Origin of the sequence: Sorangium sp. So ce394, from assembly GCF_051474665.1 — a bacterium.
Lineage (GTDB): Bacteria > Myxococcota_A > Polyangia > Polyangiales > Polyangiaceae > Sorangium > Sorangium cellulosum_D.
The window spans coordinates 6,213,811-6,236,229 of the sequence record NZ_CP150339.1 but is presented as its reverse complement, the minus strand read 5'-3'; the positions used below and the strand labels follow the sequence as shown (position 1 = coordinate 6,236,229).

Below are 22,419 nucleotides of genomic sequence, written 5' to 3'. Positions count from 1 at the left end.
GACCGACGTCCGCGTCCCCCGCTTGGAAGTGAGGACAAACGTGAAAATCGCTTGGCTGTTTCCAGGGCAAGGGGCGCAGGAGGTGGGGATGGGCAAGGCCCTCGCCGAGGCCTCGGCGGCGGCGCGCGGCGCGTTCGCGCGCGCGGACGCCGCGCTCGGCGAGCCGATCTCGCGGCTCTGCTTCGAGGGGCCGATGGAGGAGCTGACGAAGACGAGCAACACCCAGCCCGCCATCGTCGCCACGAGCTGTGCCGTGGCCGCGGCGCTCATCGAGCACCTGCCCGACCTCGACCCGCCGCTCTACGCGGCCGGCCACTCGCTCGGCGAGTACAGCGCGCTGGTCGCCGCCGGCGCGCTCGAGATCGAGGAGGCGGTGCGCCTCTGCCGGATCCGCGGCGCCGCGATGCAGGAGGCCGTGCCGGCGGGCGAGGGGGCCATGGCCGCGCTCATCGGGCTCGAGCAGGACGTCGTGCTCGCGATCTGCGCGGAGGCGGCGCAGGGCGAGGTGGTCGCGCCGGCGAACTACAACGGGCCGGGGCAGATCGTGATCGCCGGCCACAGCCGCGCGGTGGCGCGGGCCGGCGAGCTCGCCGTCGCCCGCGGCGGCAAGGCGATCCCGCTCAAGGTGAGCGCCCCCTTCCACTGTGCGCTGATGCGGCCCGCGGCCGAGCGCCTGCGCCCCGAGCTCGAGCGCACCCAGCTGAGGCCGCTCGCCTTCCCGGTGATCGCGAACGTCGACGCGGCGCCGAACGCCGATCCGGAGCGGGTGCGGTCGCTCCTCCTGCGCCAGGTCGACGGCACCGTGCAGTGGATGCGGACGATCGAGCGCATGGCCGAGGACGGCGTCACGCACGCCCTGGAGATCGGCCCTGGCAAGGTGCTCGCCGGGCTGGTGAAGCGGATCACGAAGCAGATCAAGGTGCTCAGCGTGAGCGACATGGCGGGGATTGAGCGCGTGAGCGCGTTCCTTTCGGAGGCATAGGCATCGATGTTCGACCTTACGGGCAAAGTTGCGATCGTCACGGGTGGATCGCGGGGGATCGGGCGGGCCGCGTCGGAGGCGCTGGCGGCGCAGGGGGCGCACGTGATCGTCAACTACGTGCGCGGGGAGGCCGAGGCGCGCGCGCTCGTCGAGGCGATCACCGCGCGCGGCGGCAAGGCCGAGGCGCTCGGCTTCGACGTCGCGAACCTGCAGGCGACCGAGGCCGCCATCGCCGAGGCGGCGAAGCGCCTCGGCCGGCTCGACATCCTCGTCGCGAACGCGGGGATCGCGATCGACGGGCTGCTCCTGCGGATCAAGGAGGAGGACCTGGATCGCCTCTTCGCCGTCAACGTCAAGGGCGCGATCGCGTGCGCCCGGGCCGCGACCAAGGTGATGATGCGCGCGCGCACGGGGCGCATCGTCTTCCTCTCCAGCGTCGTGGCCGAGATGGGCAACGTGGGCCAGGCGGCGTACGCCGCGACGAAGGCGGCCCTGCTCGGCGTGACGAAGTCGCTCGCCCGCGAGTACGCTGGGCGCGGCATCACCATCAACGCGGTGGCGCCAGGCTTCATCGACACCGACATGACGACGACGATCAGCGCTGAGATGAAAGAGGGGCTGACGAAGATGGTCCCGCTCGGGCGTACGGGCCGGCCGGAGGAGGTCGCCGCGGCGATCGCATTCCTGTGCTCCGACGAGGCCAGCTACGTGACGGGCGAGACGCTGCGCGTCAACGGCGGCATGTACGTCTGAGCGCGCTCGTCGGGGAGACGTCGGCAGCCAGCCAGGCGTCCGCTCGGCGGCAAACCAGGCGCACACGAAAAAGACGGTCGCAGGTAATTCGATGGTGCAACGCCCATGGCGATGGGCTACTAGGGGGTCCGTTTTCCCGGGAGGAATACCATGGCTGAAGGTCGCGACATCACGGCCGAAGTAAAGCGAATCATCAAGGAACAGCTCGACGTCGACGAGAAGGACATCAAGCCTGAAGCGAGTTTCATCGACGATCTGGGCGCCGATTCGCTGGGCCTGGTGGAGCTTGTCCTCGCGTTCGAGGAGGCGTTCGAGATCGACATTCCGGACGAGGACACGGAGAAGATCCGGACCGTCCAGGATGCGGTCGACTACATCGAAAGGAATGCCAAGAAGTAGCGTCCCCACCGCCCTACCGGACGCGGCGTCACCATGGAGGTGAGATGGCGCGTGAGCCGGCGAAGGGTCCGCCCCTCGCCGATGCGCGTGCCCTCCCCTCTGTGGTGGCGCTAGGGCAAAAAGAGCCATGGAACGCGTTGTCATCACCGGCATCGGGCTCGTTACGCCCAACGGCATCGGGACGCAGGCCACCTGGCAATCTTTGCTGGCTGGCCAGTCCGGTATCGGACCCATCACCCTCTTCGACGCGAGCGCCTTTCCGACGCGCTTCGCCGGCGAGGTGAAGGGGTTCGCCCCGGAGGAGTACATCCCCAAGAAGAAGGTGAAGGAGATGGGCCGCTTCGCCCAGCTCTCCGTCGCCGCCTCGCAGATGTGCATGAAGGACGCGGGGATCGAGCTCACCGAGGAGGACCGCGACCAGTGCGGCACCTTCATCGGCGTCGGCCTCGGCGGCCTCGAGTACCTGTTCCAGCACTCGATCACGCTGCACGAGAAGGGCCCTCAGAAGGTCAGCCCCTATTTCATCCCGACGGTCATCGCCAACCTCGCCGCTGGACAGGTGGCGCTGGCGCTCGACCTGCGGGGCCCGAGCTACTGCAACACGAGCGCGTGCTCGTCGAGCGCGCACTCGCTCGGCGAGGCGTTCGAGTGGATCCGCCGCGGGCGCTCGCACATCATGCTCACGGGCGGCGCCGAGGCGACGATCACCGGCCTCGGCATCGGCGGGTTCTGCGCGATGTTCGCGCTCTCGCGGCGCAACGAGGAGCCGCAGCGGGCGAGCCGCCCCTGGGACAAGGGGCGCGACGGCTTCGTCTGCTCCGAGGGCGCCGGGTCGCTCCTGCTCGAGTCGCTCTCCCACGCGAAGAAGCGCGGCGCGAAGATCTACGCGGAGGTCGTGGGGTACGGCGCCTCGTGCGACGCGTACCACATCACGAAGCCGGCGCCCGAGGGCGCCGGGGCGCAGCGCGCGATGAAGATGGCGCTCGACGACGCCAGGCTCGCGCCGGATGCGATCGACTACATCAACGCCCACGGCACCTCGACGCCCCAGGGCGACATCGAGGAGACCCGGGCGATCCTCAAGCTCTTCGGCGATCACGCGGCGTCGAAGCGCCTCTGGGTGAGCTCGACAAAGTCGGCGATGGGCCACCTGCTCGGGGGCGCCGGCGGGGTCGAGGCGGCGGTCTGCGCCCTCGCGCTGCACCACGGCGCGGTGCCGCCGACGCTCAACCTGGACGACCCCGATCCCGAGTGCACCCTGGACTACGTGCCGTTCACCTCCCGCGAGCGCCGCCTGAAGCACGTCATGTCGAACTCCTTCGGCTTCGGCGGGACGAACGTGTCGCTCGTGCTCTCCCAGTTCGACGGCTGAGCGCGCGCGGCGCCGGATGGCTCGATGAAGTGCCCATTTTGCGGCCACCTCGAGGACCGGGTCATCGACTCCCGCGCCGGCGGCGCGGGCGACGTGATCCGCCGGCGGCGCGAGTGCGCCTCGTGCGAGCGCCGGTTCACGACCTACGAGCGCGTCGAGGACATCCTGCCGACGGTCGTCAAGAAGGACGGCCGGCGGGAGACGTTCGACCGGCAGAAGCTCGTGCGGGGGCTCCGCATCGCCTGCAACAAGCGGCCCGTGTCCACCGACCAGATCGAGGCCATCGCCGACGCGATCGAGCGCGAGGCGCAGGAATCCGAGCGGCGGGAGATCCTGTCGACCGAGCTCGGCGAGCGGGTGATGAACCACCTGCGGGCGCTCGATGAGGTCGCCTACGTCCGGTTCGCCAGCGTCTATCGTTCCTTTCGGGACATCGACCAGTTCATGGTCGAGCTTGGCAAGCTTGTGAAGGCCAAGGCGCCCTAGTAGATCCGGCACTTCGATGTCTGCGAAGCTCCCCACCCCCGATCCCGAGTTCGACGCCGCGATGATGCGCCTCGCCATCGAGGAGGCGCACAAGGCGATGCCGTCGCCGAACCCCCCGGTCGGCGCGGTGGTGGTGAACACCGCGGGGGACGCCATCGCCGTCGCGCACCACGCGCGCGCCGGCGAGGAGCACGCCGAGGGGCTCGCGCTCGCGATGGCCGGGGACGCGGCGCGCGGCGGGACGCTCTACGTGACGCTGGAGCCGTGCAACCACGAGGGGCGCACGCCGCCCTGCGTGGACGCGGTGCTGAGCGCCGGCATCAAGCGCGTCGTCATCGGCGCGCCCGATCCGAACCCGGGGGTGGTCGGCGGCGGCGCGCAGCGGCTCAGCGACGCCGGGCTCGCCGTCGAGCTCGGCGTGGCCACCGCCGAGGCCCGCGCGCTGATCGCGCCCTGGACCAAGTTCATCACGACCGGCATCCCCCACATCGCGCTCAAGCTCGCCCTGTCGCTCGACGGCCGCATCGCGACCCGCACGGGGGCCTCGAAGTGGGTCACCGGCCCGGAGGCGCGCGCCAAGGTGCAGGAGCTCCGCTCGCGCCACGACGCGGTGGCGATCGGCATCGGCACCGCGCTGGCCGACGACCCTCGCCTCACCCTGCGCGACGCGGGGCTCGCGCCGGGCGGGCGGAGCCCCATCCGGCTCGTCTTCGACACGCGGCTCCGGCTGCCGCTCCACACGCGCCTGGCGCAGACGGCGCGGGAGGTGCCGACGTGGGTGCTCACGGGCGCCGACGCGCCCGAGGCGGCCGAGCAGGTCCTCGTGGACGCGGGCTGCGTCGTCCTGCGCGCGCCGACCTCGGCGGAGGGCCGGGTCGACGTGACCGCCGCGATGCGCCTCTGCGCCTCGCAGGGGATCGTCTCCATCCTCGTGGAGGGCGGCGCCGAGCTCGCCGGCAGCCTGCTCGCGTCGCGCCTGCCGGACGAGCTCCACGCCTTCGTCGCGCCCATCCTGCTCGGCCCCCGCGGCCGGCCGGGCGCGGTCGACTGGGCCGGCCCGGACACGCCGGGGGACGCGCCCCGGATCGTCGATCCGCGCTGGGAGCTCTGCGGCCGCGACGCGTACGTCAGCGGCCCCCTGGCCTTCCCGGCGCGCAGCTGACCGGGGCGCGGGCGCGGCTCAGCCCGTCGCCTCGGCGCCGCGCTTCTGCATCTTCCGCTGGACGATGCGCTTCTTGAGCGTGCCCATCCGGTCGATCATCAGCACGCCGTCGAGGTGATCGAGCTCGTGCTGGATGGCCACGGCGAGCAGGCCGTCGGCCGCGATCTCGAACGTCGCGCCGTCGCGCCCGCGGGCGCGGACGCTGACGCGATCGGCGCGCTTGATGTCCTCGCTGATGCCGGGGAACGACAGGCAGCCTTCGGGGCCGACCTGCTGCCCCTCCTGCCGGACGATCTCCGGGTTGATGAACACGAGGAGGTTGCTCGGCTCGTTGTCGGAGGCGACGTCGACGAGGAAGATGCGGTGTGGCTCCCCGATCTGCGTGGCCGCGAGGCCGACGCCGGGCGCGGCGTACATGGTCTCGGCCATGTCGTCGATAAGCTTAGTGATTTCGGGGGTGATGTCCCCGACCGGCTGCGCCTTCTGTCGCAGGCGCGGGTCGGGATAGTGGAGGATGGTGCGGATGGCCATGGCTGTTCAACAGCATAACCTCCGTTTCTCGCCGGCGCCCGTCAAGACGTTCTCGCCTGGCGCCGGAGATTCGCGCGCTTCTTGCGCAGCTTGCGCAGCCTGCCCGTGATTGCCCGTGCTTGCCGTGATTGCCCGTGCTCGCCCGTGCCCATGATGGCGCGCTGGCCGGCGGGACTAGCGGTTACGCCGGAACGAGGTCGACGTGTCGACGGTGAGCCCGCGGGACTGGAGATCTTCCACGATGTCCGGCACCAGCCCGGAGGGGTGGAACGTCCCCTCCAGCGCGCCGCCGGCGGCCGTCCGCTCGACCACGAACGTGAAGACGTCGCGGATGGCGATCTGCCCGTTCTCGACCGCGAGCTCGGCCATGCGGAGCACGCGGTGGCGGCCGTCGCGGAGCAGTGCGATCTCGATCGCCAGGTCGAACGACGACGCCAGCCACTCGCGCGCCGCCTCCGGCGTGATCCCCGGGCGGGTCGCGGCGATGTCCGCGGGGAGCCGCGTCACCGCCTGGCGCAGCGTGGGCGCTCGGGCGGCCGCGAGCACGCCGTCCATGCCGCCGCCGATCGCGTCGACGATCTCGGCCGCGACGTGGCCCGAGAACGAGCTCACCACGACCCGCTCCGGCCGGAGGCGCACGGCCGCCTGCACCGCCCGCGCCCGCTCGTCCGCGGTGCTGCCGAGCGCGATGGACAGGGTGTTGGGCTGATCGAGGGCGAGCTCGTCCTCGTCCTGGAGCACGACGAACCGATCGTCGGGCTGCGCCGCGGCCGCGAGCGCGCCGAGCAGCCAGCCCGTGCCGGCGTCCCGCGTCCCGGTGACGAGCAGGTTGCCGCGCCCGATCACGCACTGGGAGAGCAGGACGGCCATCGCCCGCGAGATCGTCCCGTTGCGCACCAGGTCCTCGAGCGTGACGTCGGGGCGCTGCGGCTTCCGGATCACCAGCGTGGAGGTCGCCGCCGGCGGGAGCACGGCGAAGAGCCGCCGCCCCTGCGGCAGCGTCCGCTCGGCGAAGCGCGCGCCCGGCTCGAGCGGCTGCCCGGCCATCGCGCAGAGCCGGCGGATGACGCGGTCGACCGCGCGATCGCTGCTGAACCCGACCTCCGTGATGACGCGCCGGCGCCCGTGCATCGCGATCACGTGGTCGTGGCGGAACACCTGGATCTCGCCGACCTCGGCGTCGTCGAGCAGCCGATCGAGCGGGCCGAGCGTGAGGAGCTCCCGGTGCGCGTCGGCCATGAGCGCCTCGGCGTCGACCTCGGCGGGGAGCTCGCCCGTCGCGCGCATCGCCTCCGCGGCCGCGGCGACGGCCTGCTCGATCCGCTGGGCGAGCGCGCCGTCCGGCGGCGCCCCGCTGTCGAGCGGCGTGAGGTCGACAAGGTCGGCGAGCCGCTCCACGAGGCGCGCGAGCGCCCTGCGGTGCGCCACGGCCTGCGCCGAGTCGCCTTGCCCGCGGTCGACCCGGTCCGAGACGGGCGGGATGGCGCGCCGGCTGGGGATGGGGACCACGCTGGGGTGGACGGCGACGTTCGCGGCGCCCTGCGCCGGCCCGGCGATGTTCGCGCCGCCCTGTCCCGGCAGCGGCGTCGCGGTCGGGTAGGGGCGCGCCATCTGCGTGGTCGGGTGGACGGGGGGCGCCACGGCGCGGCCGTCGCGCGCGCCCGGCGCGTTCGGCGTCGCCGGAGGGATCGGCAGGGGCGGAGGGCCGGACGCGCCGACGTGCGAGCCCGGCGCGATGGGCGGGCGAGGCGAGGGGATGCGCGGCGGGCCGGGGACGGCCGCGGCGGCGTCGGCCGACTCGTCCGGATCGTTCTCGAGCGGGAAGTGGCTGATCACGCCCTGGCTGGTGCGCGACGGCTCGCCCTTCTCGTTGATCAGCGGCAGGGGCGCCGACCGGTGCAGCCCCTTCTCGGCGGACGGCGGCGCCGCGCGGTCGGCGAGGTGGGCGGGGTCGCCGGTGCCCGTCTCCTCCGGCACGCGCGCCGGGGGCGCCGTGCTGTCCGGGGGCGCCGTTCCGGCCGCCGCCGTCTCGATCCGCAGCACGAAGTCGCCGATGTAGATCTTGTCGCCCTCGCGGACGATCGTCGCCTGGGCGATCTTCCGACCGTTGACGTACGTGCCGTTCGTGCTCTTGAGGTCGGTGACGATGAAGCGCCCGTCGCGGAAGAGCAGGCGGGCGTGCCGCTTCGACACGTTGCCCTTCGGCAGCATCAGGTCGTTGCCCTGCACGCGACCGACGTTGATCTCTGTCCGGTCGAAGGTTTCGCGGCGCTCCGCGCCCCCTTTCTCGCTGATGATCACCGAGAACATCTCGTCGCCTCGCGGGGCCAGGGCGGAGGTGAGACCCGATGCCCTCGCCACGCCATACGAGCAAGCTCGAACAGACATGTCAACGAGATGCCTTCGGATCGTGCACCCGGGCGGCGAGCGGGCGCGCGGGGCGTCGGCTCGCGCGCCCGCGCCGGCCGCGCTCAGCGGGGCGCGGCGCAGGCGCCGCTCGGCGGGGCGCGGCGCAGGCGCCGCTCAGCGGGGCGCGGCGCAGGCGCCGCTCAGCGGGGCGCGGCGCAGGCGCCGCTCAGCGGGGCGCGGCGCAGGCGCCGCTCGGCGGGGCGCGGTGCAGGCGCCGCTTGAGGACCCGCACCGCGCCACGCGCGCAGGGGGGCGCGCCGGCGGCGCGTCGCCGAACAGGCCGAGCCAACGCCTGCCAGCGGCGCGACGTCCGCGGGCGGTCGCCGGCCATGCGACATCTCGATGGCCGCGTCCAGCGGCGCGAGGCGATCTCACGAGCCGCGTCGATGGCGCGACGCCATGCGCGGGCCGACGCACAAGGCTCTTCGATAAGAGCGCAAATCTTGACAGCCGCGCGAATCCTGCTTCGCACCGCGAGGCAACCCCGTGATTGATCGCGTTTCCGTACTCGTCGTCAGGATCTGCTGTACGGCGGGGCATTCTCGTCGGAAGCGGCTGCAAGGAGGGACTGCCGGTGAGGCGGTGCGGCCTCGCGCAAGCGTGGGTCGGACCATCATCGCTGCTTGACCTTGGCGCATCGGGCCGTTTACGTTGGCGCCCGCTCGGACCGGGGAGAATCGTCGAAGTCGCCGCGCATGCACATCAACCAGCGGCTGGGCAGCCGCCCTGCGCAAGCTGGATTTGTCTACGAGGGGGGTTTTGCTGCAAGCAGCGAAGCCCGCATCGGAATCATGGGAGCCGCGGCCGCAGCCGCAGCCGCGGCCTCCTCCCGACTCCCAGCCTGCGCGCCTCGGGTATCGACGAGCTCTGAAGTGGAGGAAATATGGCAGTTGGCAAGGTCAAGTGGTTCAACGACGAGAAGGGTTGGGGCTTCATCAAGCAGGAGACCGGCCCCGATGTCTTCGTTCACTATTCGCAGATCAACGGGGAGGGGCGCCGCCGTCTGTTCGAGGACGAGACCGTTGAATTTGAGATCAAGGAAGGTCCCAAAGGTCTCCAGGCGGTCAACGTGATCCGCGCCACCGCCTGAATCTCCTCCTGACCAGCGCCCCACCGGACTGCCAGCGCAGCTCCCCCCGCTGCGATCGAACCATCCCCCCTCCGAGCCCGATCATCTCGCGCCCGCACGGCGGGTTCGTCGCGTGGCGGATGAGCTGCGCGCGGTGTCCGGTGGGGCGCTCGGCAGAGCGCCCCGTCCCGCGGGGCGTTCTGCCGAGCGCGGGGTGCGCTCAGCGTTCAGGGACCGGGACCTCGCGAAACGCCTCTTGACCGGGGACGAAGCGGTGGGACGTGATGCCCCTGATCGCGCCCGCGTCGTCGACCTCGTAGACGTTGAACCCGGCCATCCGCTCGTCGCTCTCGTGAAGCAGCGAGGCGCTGGCGGCGCCGACGGCGTCGATGTGACCCCGCTCGGTGTGCAGCTTCCGGTGAATGCGGCGGTGCAGGTGCCCGTGCAGCAGCAGGCCGCGGCTGACGTGCCGGAGCAATCGCCCCTCGGCCGCGGCGTCTCCCAGGCCCTCCAGCAAGGTCTTCGCCCGGCTCGCCGGGTTGTGGAAGGGGTGGTGCTGGAGCACGATCGGCGTCCGCCGCCGCACCTCCGGGTGCGACAGCACGCGCTCCAGCGCGCGTAGCTGCACCGGGCCGAGCCGCCCCGAGGCGACCAGCGGCGGACGGGGCCAGGCGGTCGACAGGCCGATGAACGCCACCGGCCCGCGCAGGTGGACGAAGGGGAACGCCGAGCCGCCGCCTGCGCCGTCATCGCGCTTGGCCGCGTCGTCGAGCGGGAGGTCGGAGCGCAGGTACGGCGCGAAGTACTGGGAGAACCGCTGCGAGCGGTGCGCGCCCTTCGTGTACGCGTCGTGGTTCCCCGGGACGATGCTCACCCGCTCCGGAGGGAGCCCGAGATCGCGCTGCAGGAAGCTGCGGACGAGGACGAACTCCCGCTCGAGCGCGAGGTTCGACACGTCGCCCGTGATGACGACGTGGTCGATGCCGAGCCGCCGGATCTCCTTCGCCGCCGCGTGCACCGCGTGCGGCTTGTGGATGGCGCGGCGCCGGAAGCGGAGGTTGATGTAGCCCGTGAGCCGCTTGTTCAGCAGCCGGAACGGGATGGCCCCCTCGAGGGACAGGAGGTGGAGATCAGAGAGGTGCGCGATCCTCACGGGCGCAGTATGGGCCCATCCGGCGCGGCGGCCAACCGCCGCGCGAGCGCATCGCCGGCGCGCATGGGCGCCGAGGGCGCCGCGCGCGGTCAGGCGTCGCGCGCGGTCAGGCGTCGCGCGCGCAGCGGAAGCCGCGCCACGCGCGGCGGCTGGTCGGCAGGTCGTGCCCACGCGCGGCGCCGCGCAGCCACGGTCGACCCAGGATGTAGCTGCCGCCCCGCAGCACGCGCTCCTCCCCCATGTCGGGCCCCCGCGGATCCTTCGCGCTGCCGCTTGGATATTCGGGATGGTAGTAGTCGGCGACCCACTCCTCGACGTTGCCGGCGAGATCGTCGATGCCGTCGGGGGTCCGCCCGGCGACGAGCGAGCCGACGGGCGCGAGCTCGAGGAAGCCGTCGCCGTCGTCGAGCTCGTCGAACGAGAGCCTCCCGTGGTTCGCGTGGAACGGGTTGTAGACATGGCCCCACGGGTAGCGACGCCCGGCCGCGCCGCGCGCGGCGCGCTCCCACTCGGCCTCGGTCGGCAGGCGGCCGCCGGCCCAGGCGCAGTAGCGCTGCGCGTCGCCCCACGAGACGAGCACCACCGGATACTCCGGCCGATCGAACCGCTGCCCGCCGGACGCATACGGAGGCTCGGTGCAGAGTCCGGCCGAGACGCACCGGCGGTAGCTGGCGACGGTGACCTCGGTGCGATCGATCCAGAAGTCCGACAGGTACACCTCGTGCGGCACGAGCTCGTTCGCGAAGCTCGCCTCGGTCTCGTCGACGCACAGATCGCCGCCCGGCTCGAGCTTGCAGAGCGTCACCGCGTGCGCGATCTCGACCTCGCTCGAGCCCATCGTGAAGCTGCCCGCGCGCACGAGGACCGCGGGCGGGCCGGGCGCGCGCAGCGCGACGACGCTCGCGGGCGAGCGCGCGCCCTGGCCGCCGGCGCCCGCCGGGAGCGCGGCCTCTGCGCCCGCCGGCAGGCGCGGGGCGCGTCGCGCGCGGGTAGGCGGAGGCGGCTGCGGCTGGGGAGGCGCCGGCGCAGGAGCTGCCACGCCGACCATGGAGACTGCGACAATCGAGGCCAGCGTGGCCAGCACGAACAGAGCCGCCGGACGCATGTCGCAGGCGTAGCATGCTCCAGGCTCGCGGACTGTTTCCGCCTGTTCCGACCGCGGCTGACCGCGCCCGCGGCGGCGCGGCCCTGTCGTCTGGGACATCGCGGGCGCGGGCCGGCCGCCCCGCGGGGCCCGGCGTCGCGGCGCGCGTCACGCGCGTCACGCGCGGAAGCGCGCGCGACGCGCCGCAAAAGTGCGCCGGGCGCCGAGGAGCGATAGACTCGAGGGGCTCGATGTCAACCCTTATGGACAACGGCAACACGGTGAGCGCGGAGCTCGACGCCGCGGTGATCGAAGAGCTGCGCGAGGCGTTCGAGAGCGGAGAGCTCGTGCTCTTCGTGGGGGGAGGCATCTCGGCCGCGGCCGGGCTGCCGACGTGGCGCCAGCTCGTCGACCTGCTCGTCGAGAGGGTGCGCGAGCAGGTCGGCGACGAGGTGATGACCGCCGAGGTCGCGTCGCTCGCGCGATCGCAGCGCTACAGCGAGGCCCTCGCCGCGGCGGAGCACGCGCTCGGCGCGGCGGAGTTCAACGCGTTCGTGGAGGACGCGCTCGACGACGAGGGGCTCGAGCCGCCGCGCATCGCGCTCGCGATCGCCGCGCTGCGGGACAGGCTGCGCGCGGTGCTCACCACGAACCTCAACCACCTGCTCGAGCGCGCCTTCGGCCCCGAGTGGGACACCATGTGGCGCGTCACCGACGAGGTCGCGTGGCGGCGGCGCTTCATCCTCAAGCTGCACGGCACGCTGAAGGAGCCGAGCAGCTGGGTGTTCGCGCGCGACCGCTTCCTCGCGTCGATCGCGGACCCGGACGTGCGCAGGTCGCTCACGGCCGTGCTCTCGAACTGCCCCGTGCTCTTCATCGGCTTCGGGCGCGCCGACGGCAACCTCGACGAGATGCTGTCCGACATCCACGCGCTCTCGGGCAGCTCGCCGCCGCCCCGCTTCGTCGTCGTCCCGAGCGCGAGCCTGACGCCGTTCCGCCGCGCGACGCTCGTCGACATGGGGTTCTCGCTCCTGCCCTACGACACCTCCGACGGCAGCCACGACCAGGCGCTCGCGATCCTCGAGCGCGTGAGCGCGCCCCGCCCGCGCGGGGCGCCGCCCCGCTCCCGCTCGATCGTCCCGCCGCCGATCCCCGACCTCGAGCTCCCGCCGTCGTCGTCGCCGCTCGGCTTCCCGTCGTACGACCTCCCGCCCGACTCGGCGGCGTACGACGACACGGTCACGATGCCGGGGGCGCTCGACTCGCCGCGGCGCGAGCGGGTGTCCGAGCCTCCGGCGAGCCCCATCGAGGTCTTCTTCTCGTACTCGGAGAGCAACCGCGAGCTGCGCGACAAGCTCGAGACGCACCTCGCCATCCTCAAGCGCAAGGGCGTCATCCGCGGCTGGCACGACGGCGAGATCGGCGCCGGCGAGGAGCGCGACCGGGCGCTCGCCGAGCACCTCGAGACCGCGAAGGTCATCCTCCTGCTCATCAGCGCCGACTTCCTCGCGTCGGACTTCTGTTACGACGTCGAGATGCAGAAGGCGATCGAGCGCCACGAGCGGGGGGAGGCGCGCGTCATCCCGGTCATCCTCGACGCCTGCGACTGGGAGGGCGCGCCCTTCGGCAGGCTGGCCAGCCTGCCGAGGGGCGGGCGCCCGGTGACGAGCTGGGTCAACCAGAGCGAGGCGTTCACCGACATCGCCAAGGGCATCCGAAAGCAGGTCGAGCAGCTCACCCAAAACCCCCCGTAGGCTCACCGACCCCCGGCGCCCAGCCGGTGAGCCAATCAGAGGTGCCACCGCCGCCCGGGATCTGGAGCGTCCCCGCGTGGACCGGCCGGAACCTGGCCTCGCGCGAGGATCTGCTCGCCGAGATCGGCGCCACGCTCGCGCGGCGCGGCATGGCGCCGCTCTGCGGGCTCGGCGGCACCGGCAAGACCATGCTCGCGATCGAGTACGCGCACCGCAACGCCAGCGCTTACGACACGGTCTTCCTCATCGACGGCCAGAGCCCGGCGACGATGGACGCCGGCTTCGTGGCGCTCGCCGCGGAGATGCGGCTGCCCGATCACGAGCAGCTGGATCCCGCGCGCGCGGCCGCGGCGGTGCGCAACCGGCTCGGGCGCCGCGGGCGCTGGCTCCTCCTCTTCGACGGCGTGCGCGACCCGAGCGAGGTCGAGCCCTACGTTCCGAGCGTCTCGCACGGCGGCCACATCCTCGCGACGTCGCAGAACCCGATCTGGCGCGGGCTGACGACGGTGACCGTCCGCGGCATCGAGCGCGGCGAGTCGGTGGCCTTCCTGCTCCGGCGCACCGGCGAGACCGACGCAGAGTCGGCCGACGCGCTCGCCGAGGAGCTCGGCGACCTGCCGCTCGCCCTGGCGCAGGCCGGCGCGTACATCGAGGAGACCGGGCGCCCGCTCGCCGAGTACCTCGCGCTGTTCCGCCAGCGCCCGGCCGCGCTCCTGGAGCGCCCGGTCAGCTTCCCGGTGACGGTCGCGACCGCGTGGGAGAGCGCGCTCGCCGCCGTGTTCAGCCACCAGGCCGCGGCGGAGCTCCTCAGCCTGTGCTCGTTCCTGCCGATGGACCAGATCCCGCGGCGGGCGCTGAGCGAGTACGACCCGCTCGCGCTCGACGACGCGATCGCGATGCTGCGGCTGCACTCGCTCATCGAGGTGCGGCCGCACGCGCTCAGCGTCCACCGCCTCGTGAAGATCGTCGTCCGCAACCAGCTGCGGCGGGACGATCGGCGTCAGTGGATGGAAGCGGCGCGCCGCATCGTGCAGGCTTCCGGCAGGTTCCTCCCCGGCACGGAAGAGGAACGCGAAGGTAGGACGGAGCCGGATTCTGGGTAAGGCAAACCCCCGAAGAAGCCATGGAGGTTCGACCCGCATGTATCCGCCGAGAGCGTCACAACCCGTCCCTTCCTGGGCCTTTCCCGAGCGCGTATTCTCGTTGCGCTCCAGGTCCGTCGTGAGACCTTAAGGCCCGCGAGAGGAACTATGGTTGCCTTGGCGACGAGCCCCGCCGATCTGTTCTTCTCCTACTCCCCGAGGGACGAGGACCTGCGGCCCAAGCTGGAGACCCACCTCGACGCGCTGAAGCGGCAAGGGGTCATCCGGACATACCAGGGCTTCGCCCTCGGCGGCGGGCGGGAGCGGAGAGAGGCGTTCGCGGCGAGGCTGCGCGAAGCGCGGGTCGTGCTGCTGCTCGTGAGCGCGGACTTCCTCAACACCGACGCGTGGCTCTCCCCGGAGCTCCGGGAGGCGATCGCCCGGCACGAGGCGGGGGAGTGCCGGGTCATCCCGGTCATCCTGCGGCCCTGCGCCTGGGAGAAGACGGCGCTCGGCAAGCTGCAGCCGCTGCCGAACCGCGCGCGGCCGGTGACGAGCTACCCCAACCAGAGCGAGGCGTTCACCGAGATCGCGAAGGGGATACGGAGCGCCGTGCGCGAGACGGAGCCGCCGACGCAGCGGCCGGCCCCCCGGCGGCCGTCGAGCTCGCCCGACGCAGAGCCGCACATCAAGAAGCTGCCGCCGCGCAACCCGAGCTTCACCGGGCGCGACCGGCTCCTCGACGAGCTGCGGAGCGCGCTCACGACGGGCGGGCCCGCGGCGCTCACGCAGGCGATCAGCGGCCTCGGCGGGATCGGCAAGACCCAGCTCGCCGCGGAGTACGCGCACCGGTACGCGAGCCAGTACAACGTCGTCTGGTGGGTCCGCGCCGAGGAGCCGGCGACGACGGCCGAGGACTTCGCGCGCCTCGCCGCGGCGCTCGACCTGCCGGAGCAGAACGAGGCCGACCAGCGGATCGCCATCGAGGCGGTCCGGTCGTGGCTGTCGCGCAACGACAAGTGGCTCCTCGTCTTCGACAACGTGAACGATCCGCGGGACGTCGCCCCGTACCTCCCGCACCCGCGCACCGGGCACATCCTCATCACCTCGCGCAACCCGAGCTTCCGCGGCATCGCCACCCCGCTCACCGTGCCGGCGCTCGATCGCGCCGACTCGGTGAAGTTCCTGCTCGAGAAGACCGGGCAGAGCGACGAGCGCGCCGCGGAGCGGCTCGCCGAGACGCTCGGCGACCTGCCGCTCGCGCTGGTGCAGGCGGCGGCGACCATCAAGGAGACGGGGTCGTCGATCGCGACCTACCACGCGGTCTTCGGCGACCACCAGCGCGAGCTCTTGCTCCGCGGCGTGCCGATGGATTACCCGACGCCGGTCGCCACCACCTGGGGCCTCGCGTTCCAGGAGGCGCAGCGCTTCTCGCCCGTCGCGGTCGATCTCCTGAGCCTGTGCGCGTTCCTCGCGCCCGACGACATCCCGCGCGAGGGCCTCGCCGACGCCGCGCCGCACCTGCCGCCGGCGCTCGCGGAGGCGCTGAGCGATCCGCTGATGCTCGACGAGGCGGTCGCCGCGCTGCGCCGCTACTCGTTCATCGACGTGCACGAGGGCGCGCTCTCGGTGCACCGGCTCGTCCAGGCGGTGGTGCGCGATCGCCTCTCGCCCCAGGACCGGCGGATGTGGGCCGAGGCGGCGGTCCGCCTCGTCGACCACGCGTTCCCCGAGAGCAGCGACGACGTGGAGACGTGGCCGTTCTGCGCCCGGTGGCTGCCGCACGCGCTCGCCGCCGCGAGCCAGGCCGAGGCCTACGACGTCGCGAAGGAGGTGCGCGGGCGGCTCCTCGCGCGGTTCGCCGTCTACCTGCAGGGGCGCGCGGCGTTCGCGGAGGCGAAGGGGTACCTCGAGCGGGCGCTCGCGCTGCACGAGGCGGTGTACGGCCACGACGATCCGAAGGTCGCCGCGGTGCTGCGCAGCCTCGGCAGCGTCCTGCACGATCTCGGCGACCTCGGCGGCGCGCGGGCCTACCTGGAGCGCGCGCTCGCGATCGACATCGCGCGCTTCGGCCCCGACCACCCGGAGGTCGCGCGCGACGTGAACGACCTCGGCAGCGTGCTCATGGATCAGGGCGACCTGCCCGGCGCGCGCAAGCACCTGGAGCGCGCGCTCGCGATCGACGAGGCGACGTACGGCCCCGACGACCCGAGCGTCGCGATACGGCTCAACAACCTGGGCGCGCTCTTCCGCGACCTCGGCGACTTCGCGGGCGCGCGCGTGCACCTCGAGCGGGCGCTCGCCATCGACATCCGCGCCTACGGGCCGGATCACCCGACCGTCGCGATCGGCCGCACGAACCTCGGCCGGCTGCTCCACGATCTTGGCGACCTGAAGGGCGCGCGCGAGCAGTTCGAGGAGGCGCTCAAGATCGACGAGCACAGCTACGGCCAGTACCACCCGCGCTTCGCGCTCGCGCTGAACAACCGCGGGCGCGTGCTGCGCGACCTCGGCGACCTCGCCGGGGCGCGCGCCGACTTCGAGCGGGCGCTCGCGATCGTCGAGGACACGTACGGGCCGGATCACCCGGACGTGGCGCGGGACATCAACAACCTCGGCAGCGTGCTGCGCGATCTTGGCGACCTCGAGGGCGCGCGGGCGAACTTCGCGCGCGTGCTGAGGATCGCCGAGGCGACCTACGGGCCGGATCACCCGGCCGTGGCGATCGGCTGCAACAACCTCGGCAGCGTGCTGCAAGCGCTCGGCGAGCTGCCCGGGGCGCGCGAGCAGCTGGAGCGGGCGCTCGGCATCGCGCAGGCGACCTACGGCCCGGATCACCCGGTCGTGGCGAGCATCGTGAACAACCTCGGGCGCGTGCTGCAGGCGCTCGGCGACTTATCCGGCGCCTGGCAGCAGATCGAGCGCGCCGTGGCGATCGCCACGAAGGCGCTCGGGCCGTCGCACCCGTCCGTGCAGATCTTCTCGCGGAACCTGGCGCGCCTCGGCGACGCGCTCGGCGGCGGCGCCGAGGCGACCTGAGCGCGAGCGCGGCGCCCGCGCGCCGTGGCGGTGAGCGCGGGACGCGCCGCGCGCGGGGACGCCGGGGAGAGCCCCGGCGTCCGCTGCGTCCTGGTTGAGCGCTGGTCGTGGCGGGGAGGATCAGCCGAGCAGGATCTGCGTCGGGTGCTCCAGCAGCTGGCGCAGGACCTTGAGGAAGGTCGCGCCGACCGCGCCGTCGACGACGCGGTGATCGCAGGAGAGCGTCATGGCCATGCGGCGGCCCGGCACGACCTGCTCGCCGCGCACGACGGGCTCGCGGCGGACCTGGCCCACGGCGAGGATCGCGCCCTCGGGCGGGTTGATGACGGCCCCGAAGTTGTCGATCCCGTACATGCCGAGGTTCGAGATCGAGAACGTCCCGTTCGCCATCTCCTCGGGCCGCAGCTTCTTCGACTTGGCCTTCCCGGCGAGCTCGCGCACCTCGGTGGCGATCTCGAGCACCTGCTTGCGATCGGCGTCGCGCACCACGGGCGTGACGAGGCCCTCGGCGACGGCGACCGCCACCGAGATGTCGACGCGCCGGTGGACGAGGATCGCGTCCGACGTGAACTGCGCGTTGCACTCGGGCACGCGCACGAGCGCGATGGCACACGCCTTCACCAGGAGATCGTTGAAGCTGACCTTGGCCGGCTTCTCGCCCTCGGCGGCGGTCGCCGCGAGATCCGCGTTGATCTGCTCGCGCAGCGCGTTCAGCGGATCGGCGTCGACGTCGATCGAGAGGTAGAAGTGCGGGACCGTCTGCTTCGACTCGGTGAGGCGACGGGCGATCGCCTTGCGCATCATGCTGAGCGGACGCACGTCCGGCGCGGCGAGCTCGCCGGGGGCGGCCGGCGCGGCCGCCGCGGCGGCCGGGGCCGGCTTCAGCCCCTCGAGGTCGCGCGCGACGATGCGCCCGCGCGGGCCCGATCCGGCGACGCTGGTGAGGTCGAGCCCGCGCTCGCGGCCGAGCTTGCGCACGTACGGCGAGGCCCGCACGCGCCCGTCGGACGCCGGCTGCGGCGCGGCCGGCTGCGTGGGCGGCGAGACCGCCTCGCCGCGCGCCGCGGGCGGCGCGGCCGTGCCGGGCGCGTCGCCGCTCGGCGCGGCGCCGCCCGCCGGCTGCGCGGCGCGATCCCCCTTGGGCTCCTCCGCCGCCGGCTTCTGCGCCGGAGCGCCGCCGCCCCCGGCGAGGGCGCTTACGTCCTCGCCCGGGTTGCCGATGATCGCGACGGGCTGGCCGAGCTGAACCACGCTGCCCGCAGGCACGAGGATCTTGAGCAACGTCCCTCGATCGAAGGACTTGTACTCCATGGTCGCCTTGTCGGTCTCGACCTCTGCGAGCAGATCGTCGATGTCGATCTTGTCGCCTTCCTTCTTGTGCCAGGCACTGATCTGCCCCTCCTCCATGGTCGGGGACAGCTTCGGCAGTTCCAGAACCTTCGCCATGGGTCTATCAACCTTGATCGGGGATGTGCGTCCGCTCAGTCAGCTTTTGTAGAGAACGCGGTGAACGTTTTCGATGATCCGCGCCGCCTGCGGGATCACGTACTGCTCCAGCCGTGCGTTGTAGGGCATCGGGACGTCGAGCGTCGTCGCGCGCAGGACGGGCGCGTCCAGCTCGTCGAACGCGAGCCGCTGGATGCGATCGGCGACCTCGGCGCCGACGCCGCCGTACGGCCACCCCTCGTGCGCCACGACCGCGCGGTGCGTCTTCGTGACGCTCTTCACGATCGTCTCCTCGTCGAGCGGGCGCAGCGATCGCAGGTCCACGATCTCCGCGCTGATGCCCTCCTTCTCGAGCTCCGCGGCCGCCTCGAGCGCCACGTGCACCATCCGGCTCCACGCGATGATCGTGACGTCGGTCCCCTCGCGCGGGATCGAGGCGACCCCGAGCGGCACGATGAAGTCGGGGTCGTCGGGCACCTCGCCCTTCACGCCGTAGAGCGTCTCGCTCTCCATGAAGAGCACCGGGTTGTCGTCCCGGATCGCCGACTTGAGGAGCCCCTTCGCGTCGGCCGGCATCGCGGGCGCGAGCACCTTGAGGCCGGGGATGTGCGCGTAGAAGTGCTCCATCGAGTGCGAGTGCTGCGACCCGACCTGCCGCGCCGAGCCGTTCGGCGCCCGCAGCACGAGCGGGATGCTGAGCTGCCCGCCGGACATCTGCCGGAGCTTCGCCGCGTTGTTGAGGATCTGATCGAACGCGACGGCGGAGAAGTTCCACGTCATGTACTCGACGATCGGCCGCAGCCCGACCATCGCGGCGCCGATCGAGATGCCGGTGAACCCGCTCTCGGTGATCGGCGCGTCGATCACGCGCTTCGCGCCGAACTTCTCGAGCATCCCCTCGGTCACCTTATAGGCGCCCTGGTAGTGCCCGACCTCCTCGCCGACGAGGTACACCCGCTCGTCGCGCTCCATTTCCTCGATCATGGCGGCGCGAACCGCCTCCCGGAATCTTAGGACGGTCATCGCGCAAAAGGTCCTGCATAGGTTGTGGGCTCGAGCACCTCGGGCCCGGGTTCGGGGCTCTCCTCGGCGAAGCGGACCGCGTCGGCGATCTCCTCTTCGACCTCCTTCTCGATCGCCTCGAGGGCGTCCTTGTGCCCCTTCTCCTCGAGCTCGACGCGCGAGCGCAGGAGCACGTCCTTCTTCTTGCGCTCCTCGAGCTCCTCCTTCGTCCGGTACTTGCCCGGATCGCTCATCGAGTGGCCCCGGAAGCGGTACGTCCTGATCTCGACCAGCGTCGGCTCCGAGTGCTTGCGCGCCCGCTCGATGGCCTCGCCGAGGCGATCGCGCACCTGGAGGACGTGCTCGGAGTTGAAGCGATCGCGCTCCATCCCGTAGGCGAGCGCCTTCAGCGAGACGTCCTCGACCGAGAGCGTGCGGGAGAGCGGCGTCCCCATCGCGTACTCGTTGTTCTCGCAGACGAACACGATCGGCAGCTTCCAGAGCGCCGCGAGGGACATGCCCTCGTGGAAGTCGCCGATGCTCACCGCCCCCTCGCCGAAGAACACCATCGAGACCCGGTCCTCGCCGCGGTACTTCGACGCGAACGCGGTCCCGACGGCGATGGGGATGTGGCCGCCGACGATGCCGTAGCCGCCGAGCATGTTGTGCTCTTTGTCGAAGAAGTGCATCGAGCCGCCGAGCCCCTTCGAGCACCCGGTGACCTTGCCGTAGAGCTCCGCCATCGCGGCGCGCGCGGTCATCCCGCGGGCGAGGGCGAGGCCGTGATCCCGGTAGGTCGTCATCACGTAGTCGTCAGGGCGGAGCGCCGCGGAGGCGCCGACGGCGATGGGCTCCTGACCGATGTACAGGTGAAGGAACCCGCCGATCTTGCTCTGCGCGTACGCACGGGCCGCTTCTTCCTCGAAGCGGCGTATCTGAAACATCTTTCGGTAGAGCGACAGATGGAGATCGTCGCCGTTTGTCAGGGTAGTCATCGCGGGGATCTCAAGGGGCAGAACAGCGTTCCAGACGGTCGTCAGCGCGGCGGTCGGCGTGATCGTGGGCGACATGCCGGGGCCCGCGAGGGACCCGACGAGGCGCTCGACGTCGAGCCGTTCCGGACAGCGACGCCGCTTACCCGGGCTCCTTTAGGTGAGTTTTTTCCTCGTGACAACGCCACCGCGATCTCTGCCGTTCAACGCGCAGCAGCATCGGCCGCTCCAGCGTCGGGCGCGTCGGGTGGGTCCGGCTCGGTGTCGGTGGTCTCCGGCGCGTCGAGGTCGTCGACCTCGGGCTCCGGCGTCCCTGCGTCCGCGCCGTGCTCGTCCTCGGGGAGGGTGACCGACGCGGGCCGGCTCGGGTCGCTGTCCGGCGGGCTCGCGCTGGGCTCCGCGCTGCCCGTCGCGCGCGGCGTGGACGATGATGATGACGCGGCGGGCAGAGAGGTCTCGGCGGCCCCGTGCTTCGGGCGCGCAGGCCGCGCCGAGGGGACGGCGCTCGGCCGCGGCGCCGCGGACGACGCGGCCGGCGCCGCCTGCGCGGGGGGCTCCTCGATCGGCGCGTCCGTCGATCGCATCGCCGTGCGGACGAGCAGGACGGCCGTCGCTACGACCACCGCCGCGCCGAGGACGACCTGACCCATCTTCCGCTCGCGGGGAGGGAAGTCGTCGCCGAGCGGATCCGCGCGCACGGCGCCCGGCTCCGTGGACAGCGCCGCCGTCGCGGCGGCGGGGCCCTCCAGCATGCGCCTCGGCAGCTGGCTCGAGGCCGCCCACTCCAGGCTGTCGGCGAACGCGGCGCCGAACGCGTCGCAGCTCGGGTACCTGTCCTCGGGCCGCTTCGACAGGCCGCGCGCGAGCACCTGATCGAGCGACGGCGGCGCGCCGACCTCCTGCGCGATCGGCGGAGGATCGTCGCTCGCGATCTTCGACGCGACCGAGACCGCGTCGTCGCCCGGGAACGCGCGCCTGCCGGAGATCGCCTCGTACATCACGGCCGCGAGCGAGAACTGATCGCTCTCGGGCGAGAACTTCCCGGCGCGGAACGTCTCCGGCGCGCTGTACGCGGGCGTGCCCATGAGCCCCCCCTGGTGCGTCAGCGTCGAGTCCGGGATCCTGGCGATCCCGAAGTCGGCGATCTTGCCGCCGTTCGCGGAGAGGATGATGTTCTCCGGCTTGATGTCGCGGTGGACGATGCCGGCGCGGTGCGCGATCGTGAGCGCCTCGCCGAGCTCGCGCGCCAGCCGCGCCGCCTGCGCGGCCGAGAGCGGGCGCTCGAGGAGGTGCTGCTTCAGCGTCGGCCCCTCGACGTACTCGAAGACGAGGTAGAGCCCGAAATCCGGGTCCTCGCCGACGTCGTGGAGCGTGACCAGGTTCGGGTGGGTCACGCGGGCGGCGGCGCGCGCCTCGTGGCGCATCCGCACGACGAGCTGCTCGCGGACGTCGCGCGGGATGCGGAGATCGTCCCGCAGGTGCTTCAGCGCGACGTCGCGATCGAGCACCGGATCGTGCGCGAGCAGCACGCGCCCCATCGCCCCCTCGCCGAGGAGGCGCTGCACGTGGTAGCGGCCGAGGGCGGCGGGCAGCACGGCGCCGTCGCTCGGCGGTGCGAGCGCGCCGTGGCCGCCATCGGGGGACGAGGATCGAGGCACGTCGCGTCGTTTCTATCCGTCCAGCGGCCCCGGCGGAAGGCCTGGC

General features: G+C 72.4%; 18 protein-coding genes. 10 read left to right on the top strand and 8 right to left on the bottom strand.

The features are described 5' to 3' along the window. Positions 1-40 precede the first annotated feature (40 nt). The 6 genes from fabD to ribD all read left to right on the top strand — a co-directional run bounded on the left by fabD (position 41) and on the right by ribD (position 5,154). Complete coding sequence (gene fabD / locus WMF33_RS22840; protein ID WP_437339106.1) at positions 41-982, top strand: ACP S-malonyltransferase; 942 nt, start codon at positions 41-43, stop codon at positions 980-982. Positions 983-988: 6 nt separating this feature from the next. After that, positions 989-1,735, top strand: a complete 747-nt coding sequence (fabG, locus tag WMF33_RS22835) for a 3-oxoacyl-ACP reductase FabG (protein ID WP_437339105.1) — start codon at positions 989-991, stop codon at positions 1,733-1,735. Positions 1,736-1,885: 150 nt separating this feature from the next. Next, positions 1,886-2,134, top strand: a complete 249-nt coding sequence (gene acpP / locus WMF33_RS22830; protein ID WP_020736512.1) for an acyl carrier protein — start codon at positions 1,886-1,888, stop codon at positions 2,132-2,134. A gap of 127 nt (positions 2,135-2,261) precedes the next feature. Next, the gene (fabF, locus tag WMF33_RS22825; RefSeq protein ID WP_437339104.1) at positions 2,262-3,506 is read left to right on the top strand and encodes a beta-ketoacyl-ACP synthase II; all 1,245 of its coding nucleotides are present in this window, start codon (positions 2,262-2,264) and stop codon (positions 3,504-3,506) included. Between the two features lie 24 nt (positions 3,507-3,530). Then, complete coding sequence (nrdR, locus tag WMF33_RS22820; RefSeq protein WP_061625365.1) at positions 3,531-3,992, top strand: transcriptional regulator NrdR; 462 nt, start codon at positions 3,531-3,533, stop codon at positions 3,990-3,992. Positions 3,993-4,008: 16 nt separating this feature from the next. Then, positions 4,009-5,154, top strand: a complete 1,146-nt coding sequence (gene ribD, locus WMF33_RS22815) for a bifunctional diaminohydroxyphosphoribosylaminopyrimidine deaminase/5-amino-6-(5-phosphoribosylamino)uracil reductase RibD (protein ID WP_437339103.1) — start codon at positions 4,009-4,011, stop codon at positions 5,152-5,154. A gap of 18 nt (positions 5,155-5,172) precedes the next feature. Here ribD and def read toward each other — a convergent pair whose 3' ends face one another. Continuing rightward, positions 5,173-5,685, bottom strand: coding sequence for a peptide deformylase (gene def / locus WMF33_RS22810; protein ID WP_020736508.1), 513 nt, complete (start codon positions 5,683-5,685; stop codon positions 5,173-5,175). Positions 5,686-5,859: 174 nt separating this feature from the next. Beyond that, positions 5,860-8,073, bottom strand: coding sequence for an ATPase, T2SS/T4P/T4SS family (locus WMF33_RS22805; protein WP_437339102.1), 2,214 nt, complete (start codon positions 8,071-8,073; stop codon positions 5,860-5,862). A gap of 904 nt (positions 8,074-8,977) precedes the next feature. Here WMF33_RS22805 and WMF33_RS22800 point away from each other — a divergent pair. Continuing rightward, a complete protein-coding gene (locus WMF33_RS22800) occupies positions 8,978-9,184 on the top strand; it encodes a cold-shock protein (protein ID WP_012236438.1) in 207 nt (68 codons plus the stop codon). Positions 9,185-9,383: 199 nt separating this feature from the next. On the opposite strand, the gene WMF33_RS22795 is transcribed toward WMF33_RS22800, so the two are convergent. Then, the gene (locus WMF33_RS22795; RefSeq protein WP_437339101.1) at positions 9,384-10,316 is read right to left on the bottom strand and encodes a metallophosphoesterase family protein; all 933 of its coding nucleotides are present in this window, start codon (positions 10,314-10,316) and stop codon (positions 9,384-9,386) included. A 106-nt stretch (positions 10,317-10,422) separates the two neighbouring features. After that, the gene (locus tag WMF33_RS22790; protein ID WP_437339100.1) at positions 10,423-11,421 is read right to left on the bottom strand and encodes a formylglycine-generating enzyme family protein; all 999 of its coding nucleotides are present in this window, start codon (positions 11,419-11,421) and stop codon (positions 10,423-10,425) included. A 230-nt stretch (positions 11,422-11,651) separates the two neighbouring features. On the opposite strand from WMF33_RS22790, the gene WMF33_RS22785 reads away from it, so the two are divergent. The 3 genes from WMF33_RS22785 (at position 11,652) to fxsT (ending at position 17,275) form a co-directional block, all read left to right on the top strand. Then, positions 11,652-13,154, top strand: a complete 1,503-nt coding sequence (locus WMF33_RS22785) for an SIR2 family protein (protein WP_437339099.1) — start codon at positions 11,652-11,654, stop codon at positions 13,152-13,154. 26 nt (positions 13,155-13,180) lie between these two features. After that, on the top strand, positions 13,181-14,257 hold the full coding sequence (locus WMF33_RS22780) for an ATP/GTP-binding protein (RefSeq protein WP_437339098.1): 1,077 nt from the start codon (positions 13,181-13,183) through the stop codon (positions 14,255-14,257). Positions 14,258-14,404: 147 nt separating this feature from the next. Further along, positions 14,405-17,275 (top strand): FxSxx-COOH system tetratricopeptide repeat protein, encoded by a 2,871-nt coding sequence (fxsT, locus tag WMF33_RS22775; protein WP_437339097.1) that lies wholly within the window; start codon positions 14,405-14,407, stop codon positions 17,273-17,275. A gap of 120 nt (positions 17,276-17,395) precedes the next feature. Here fxsT and WMF33_RS22770 read toward each other — a convergent pair whose 3' ends face one another. From WMF33_RS22770 to WMF33_RS22755, 4 genes are all read right to left on the bottom strand, one after another. After that, on the bottom strand, positions 17,396-18,721 hold the full coding sequence (locus WMF33_RS22770; RefSeq protein ID WP_437339096.1) for a pyruvate dehydrogenase complex dihydrolipoamide acetyltransferase: 1,326 nt from the start codon (positions 18,719-18,721) through the stop codon (positions 17,396-17,398). 39 nt (positions 18,722-18,760) lie between these two features. After that, positions 18,761-19,744, bottom strand: coding sequence for a pyruvate dehydrogenase complex E1 component subunit beta (locus tag WMF33_RS22765; RefSeq protein ID WP_437339095.1), 984 nt, complete (start codon positions 19,742-19,744; stop codon positions 18,761-18,763). Further along, on the bottom strand, positions 19,741-20,718 hold the full coding sequence (pdhA, locus tag WMF33_RS22760) for a pyruvate dehydrogenase (acetyl-transferring) E1 component subunit alpha (protein ID WP_437339094.1): 978 nt from the start codon (positions 20,716-20,718) through the stop codon (positions 19,741-19,743). Before pdhA ends, WMF33_RS22765 begins: the two co-directional genes overlap by 4 nt. A 200-nt stretch (positions 20,719-20,918) precedes the next feature. Next, a complete protein-coding gene (locus WMF33_RS22755; RefSeq protein ID WP_437339093.1) occupies positions 20,919-22,373 on the bottom strand; it encodes a serine/threonine-protein kinase in 1,455 nt (484 codons plus the stop codon). Between the last annotated feature and the right edge of the window lie 46 nt (positions 22,374-22,419).

Excerpts from the sequence above, each read along its gene's own strand:
- WMF33_RS22770 (WP_437339096.1), bottom strand. The coding sequence starts at position 18,721 with ATGGCGAAGGTTCTGGAACTGCCGAAGCTGTCCCCGACCATGGAGGAG.
- pdhA (WP_437339094.1), bottom strand. The coding sequence starts at position 20,718 with ATGACTACCCTGACAAACGGCGACGATCTCCATCTGTCGCTCTACCGA.
- WMF33_RS22790 (WP_437339100.1), bottom strand. The coding sequence starts at position 11,421 with ATGCGTCCGGCGGCTCTGTTCGTGCTGGCCACGCTGGCCTCGATTGTC.
- fabF (WP_437339104.1), top strand. The coding sequence starts at position 2,262 with ATGGAACGCGTTGTCATCACCGGCATCGGGCTCGTTACGCCCAACGGC.
- WMF33_RS22785 (WP_437339099.1), top strand. The coding sequence starts at position 11,652 with ATGTCAACCCTTATGGACAACGGCAACACGGTGAGCGCGGAGCTCGAC.
- WMF33_RS22800 (WP_012236438.1), top strand. The coding sequence starts at position 8,978 with ATGGCAGTTGGCAAGGTCAAGTGGTTCAACGACGAGAAGGGTTGGGGC.
- def (WP_020736508.1), bottom strand. The coding sequence starts at position 5,685 with ATGGCCATCCGCACCATCCTCCACTATCCCGACCCGCGCCTGCGACAG.
- WMF33_RS22805 (WP_437339102.1), bottom strand. The coding sequence starts at position 8,073 with ATGTCTGTTCGAGCTTGCTCGTATGGCGTGGCGAGGGCATCGGGTCTC.
- acpP (WP_020736512.1), top strand. The coding sequence starts at position 1,886 with ATGGCTGAAGGTCGCGACATCACGGCCGAAGTAAAGCGAATCATCAAG.
- ribD (WP_437339103.1), top strand. The coding sequence starts at position 4,009 with ATGTCTGCGAAGCTCCCCACCCCCGATCCCGAGTTCGACGCCGCGATG.
- fxsT (WP_437339097.1), top strand. The coding sequence starts at position 14,405 with ATGGTTGCCTTGGCGACGAGCCCCGCCGATCTGTTCTTCTCCTACTCC.
- fabG (WP_437339105.1), top strand. The coding sequence starts at position 989 with ATGTTCGACCTTACGGGCAAAGTTGCGATCGTCACGGGTGGATCGCGG.
- WMF33_RS22765 (WP_437339095.1), bottom strand. The coding sequence starts at position 19,744 with ATGACCGTCCTAAGATTCCGGGAGGCGGTTCGCGCCGCCATGATCGAG.
- nrdR (WP_061625365.1), top strand. The coding sequence starts at position 3,531 with ATGAAGTGCCCATTTTGCGGCCACCTCGAGGACCGGGTCATCGACTCC.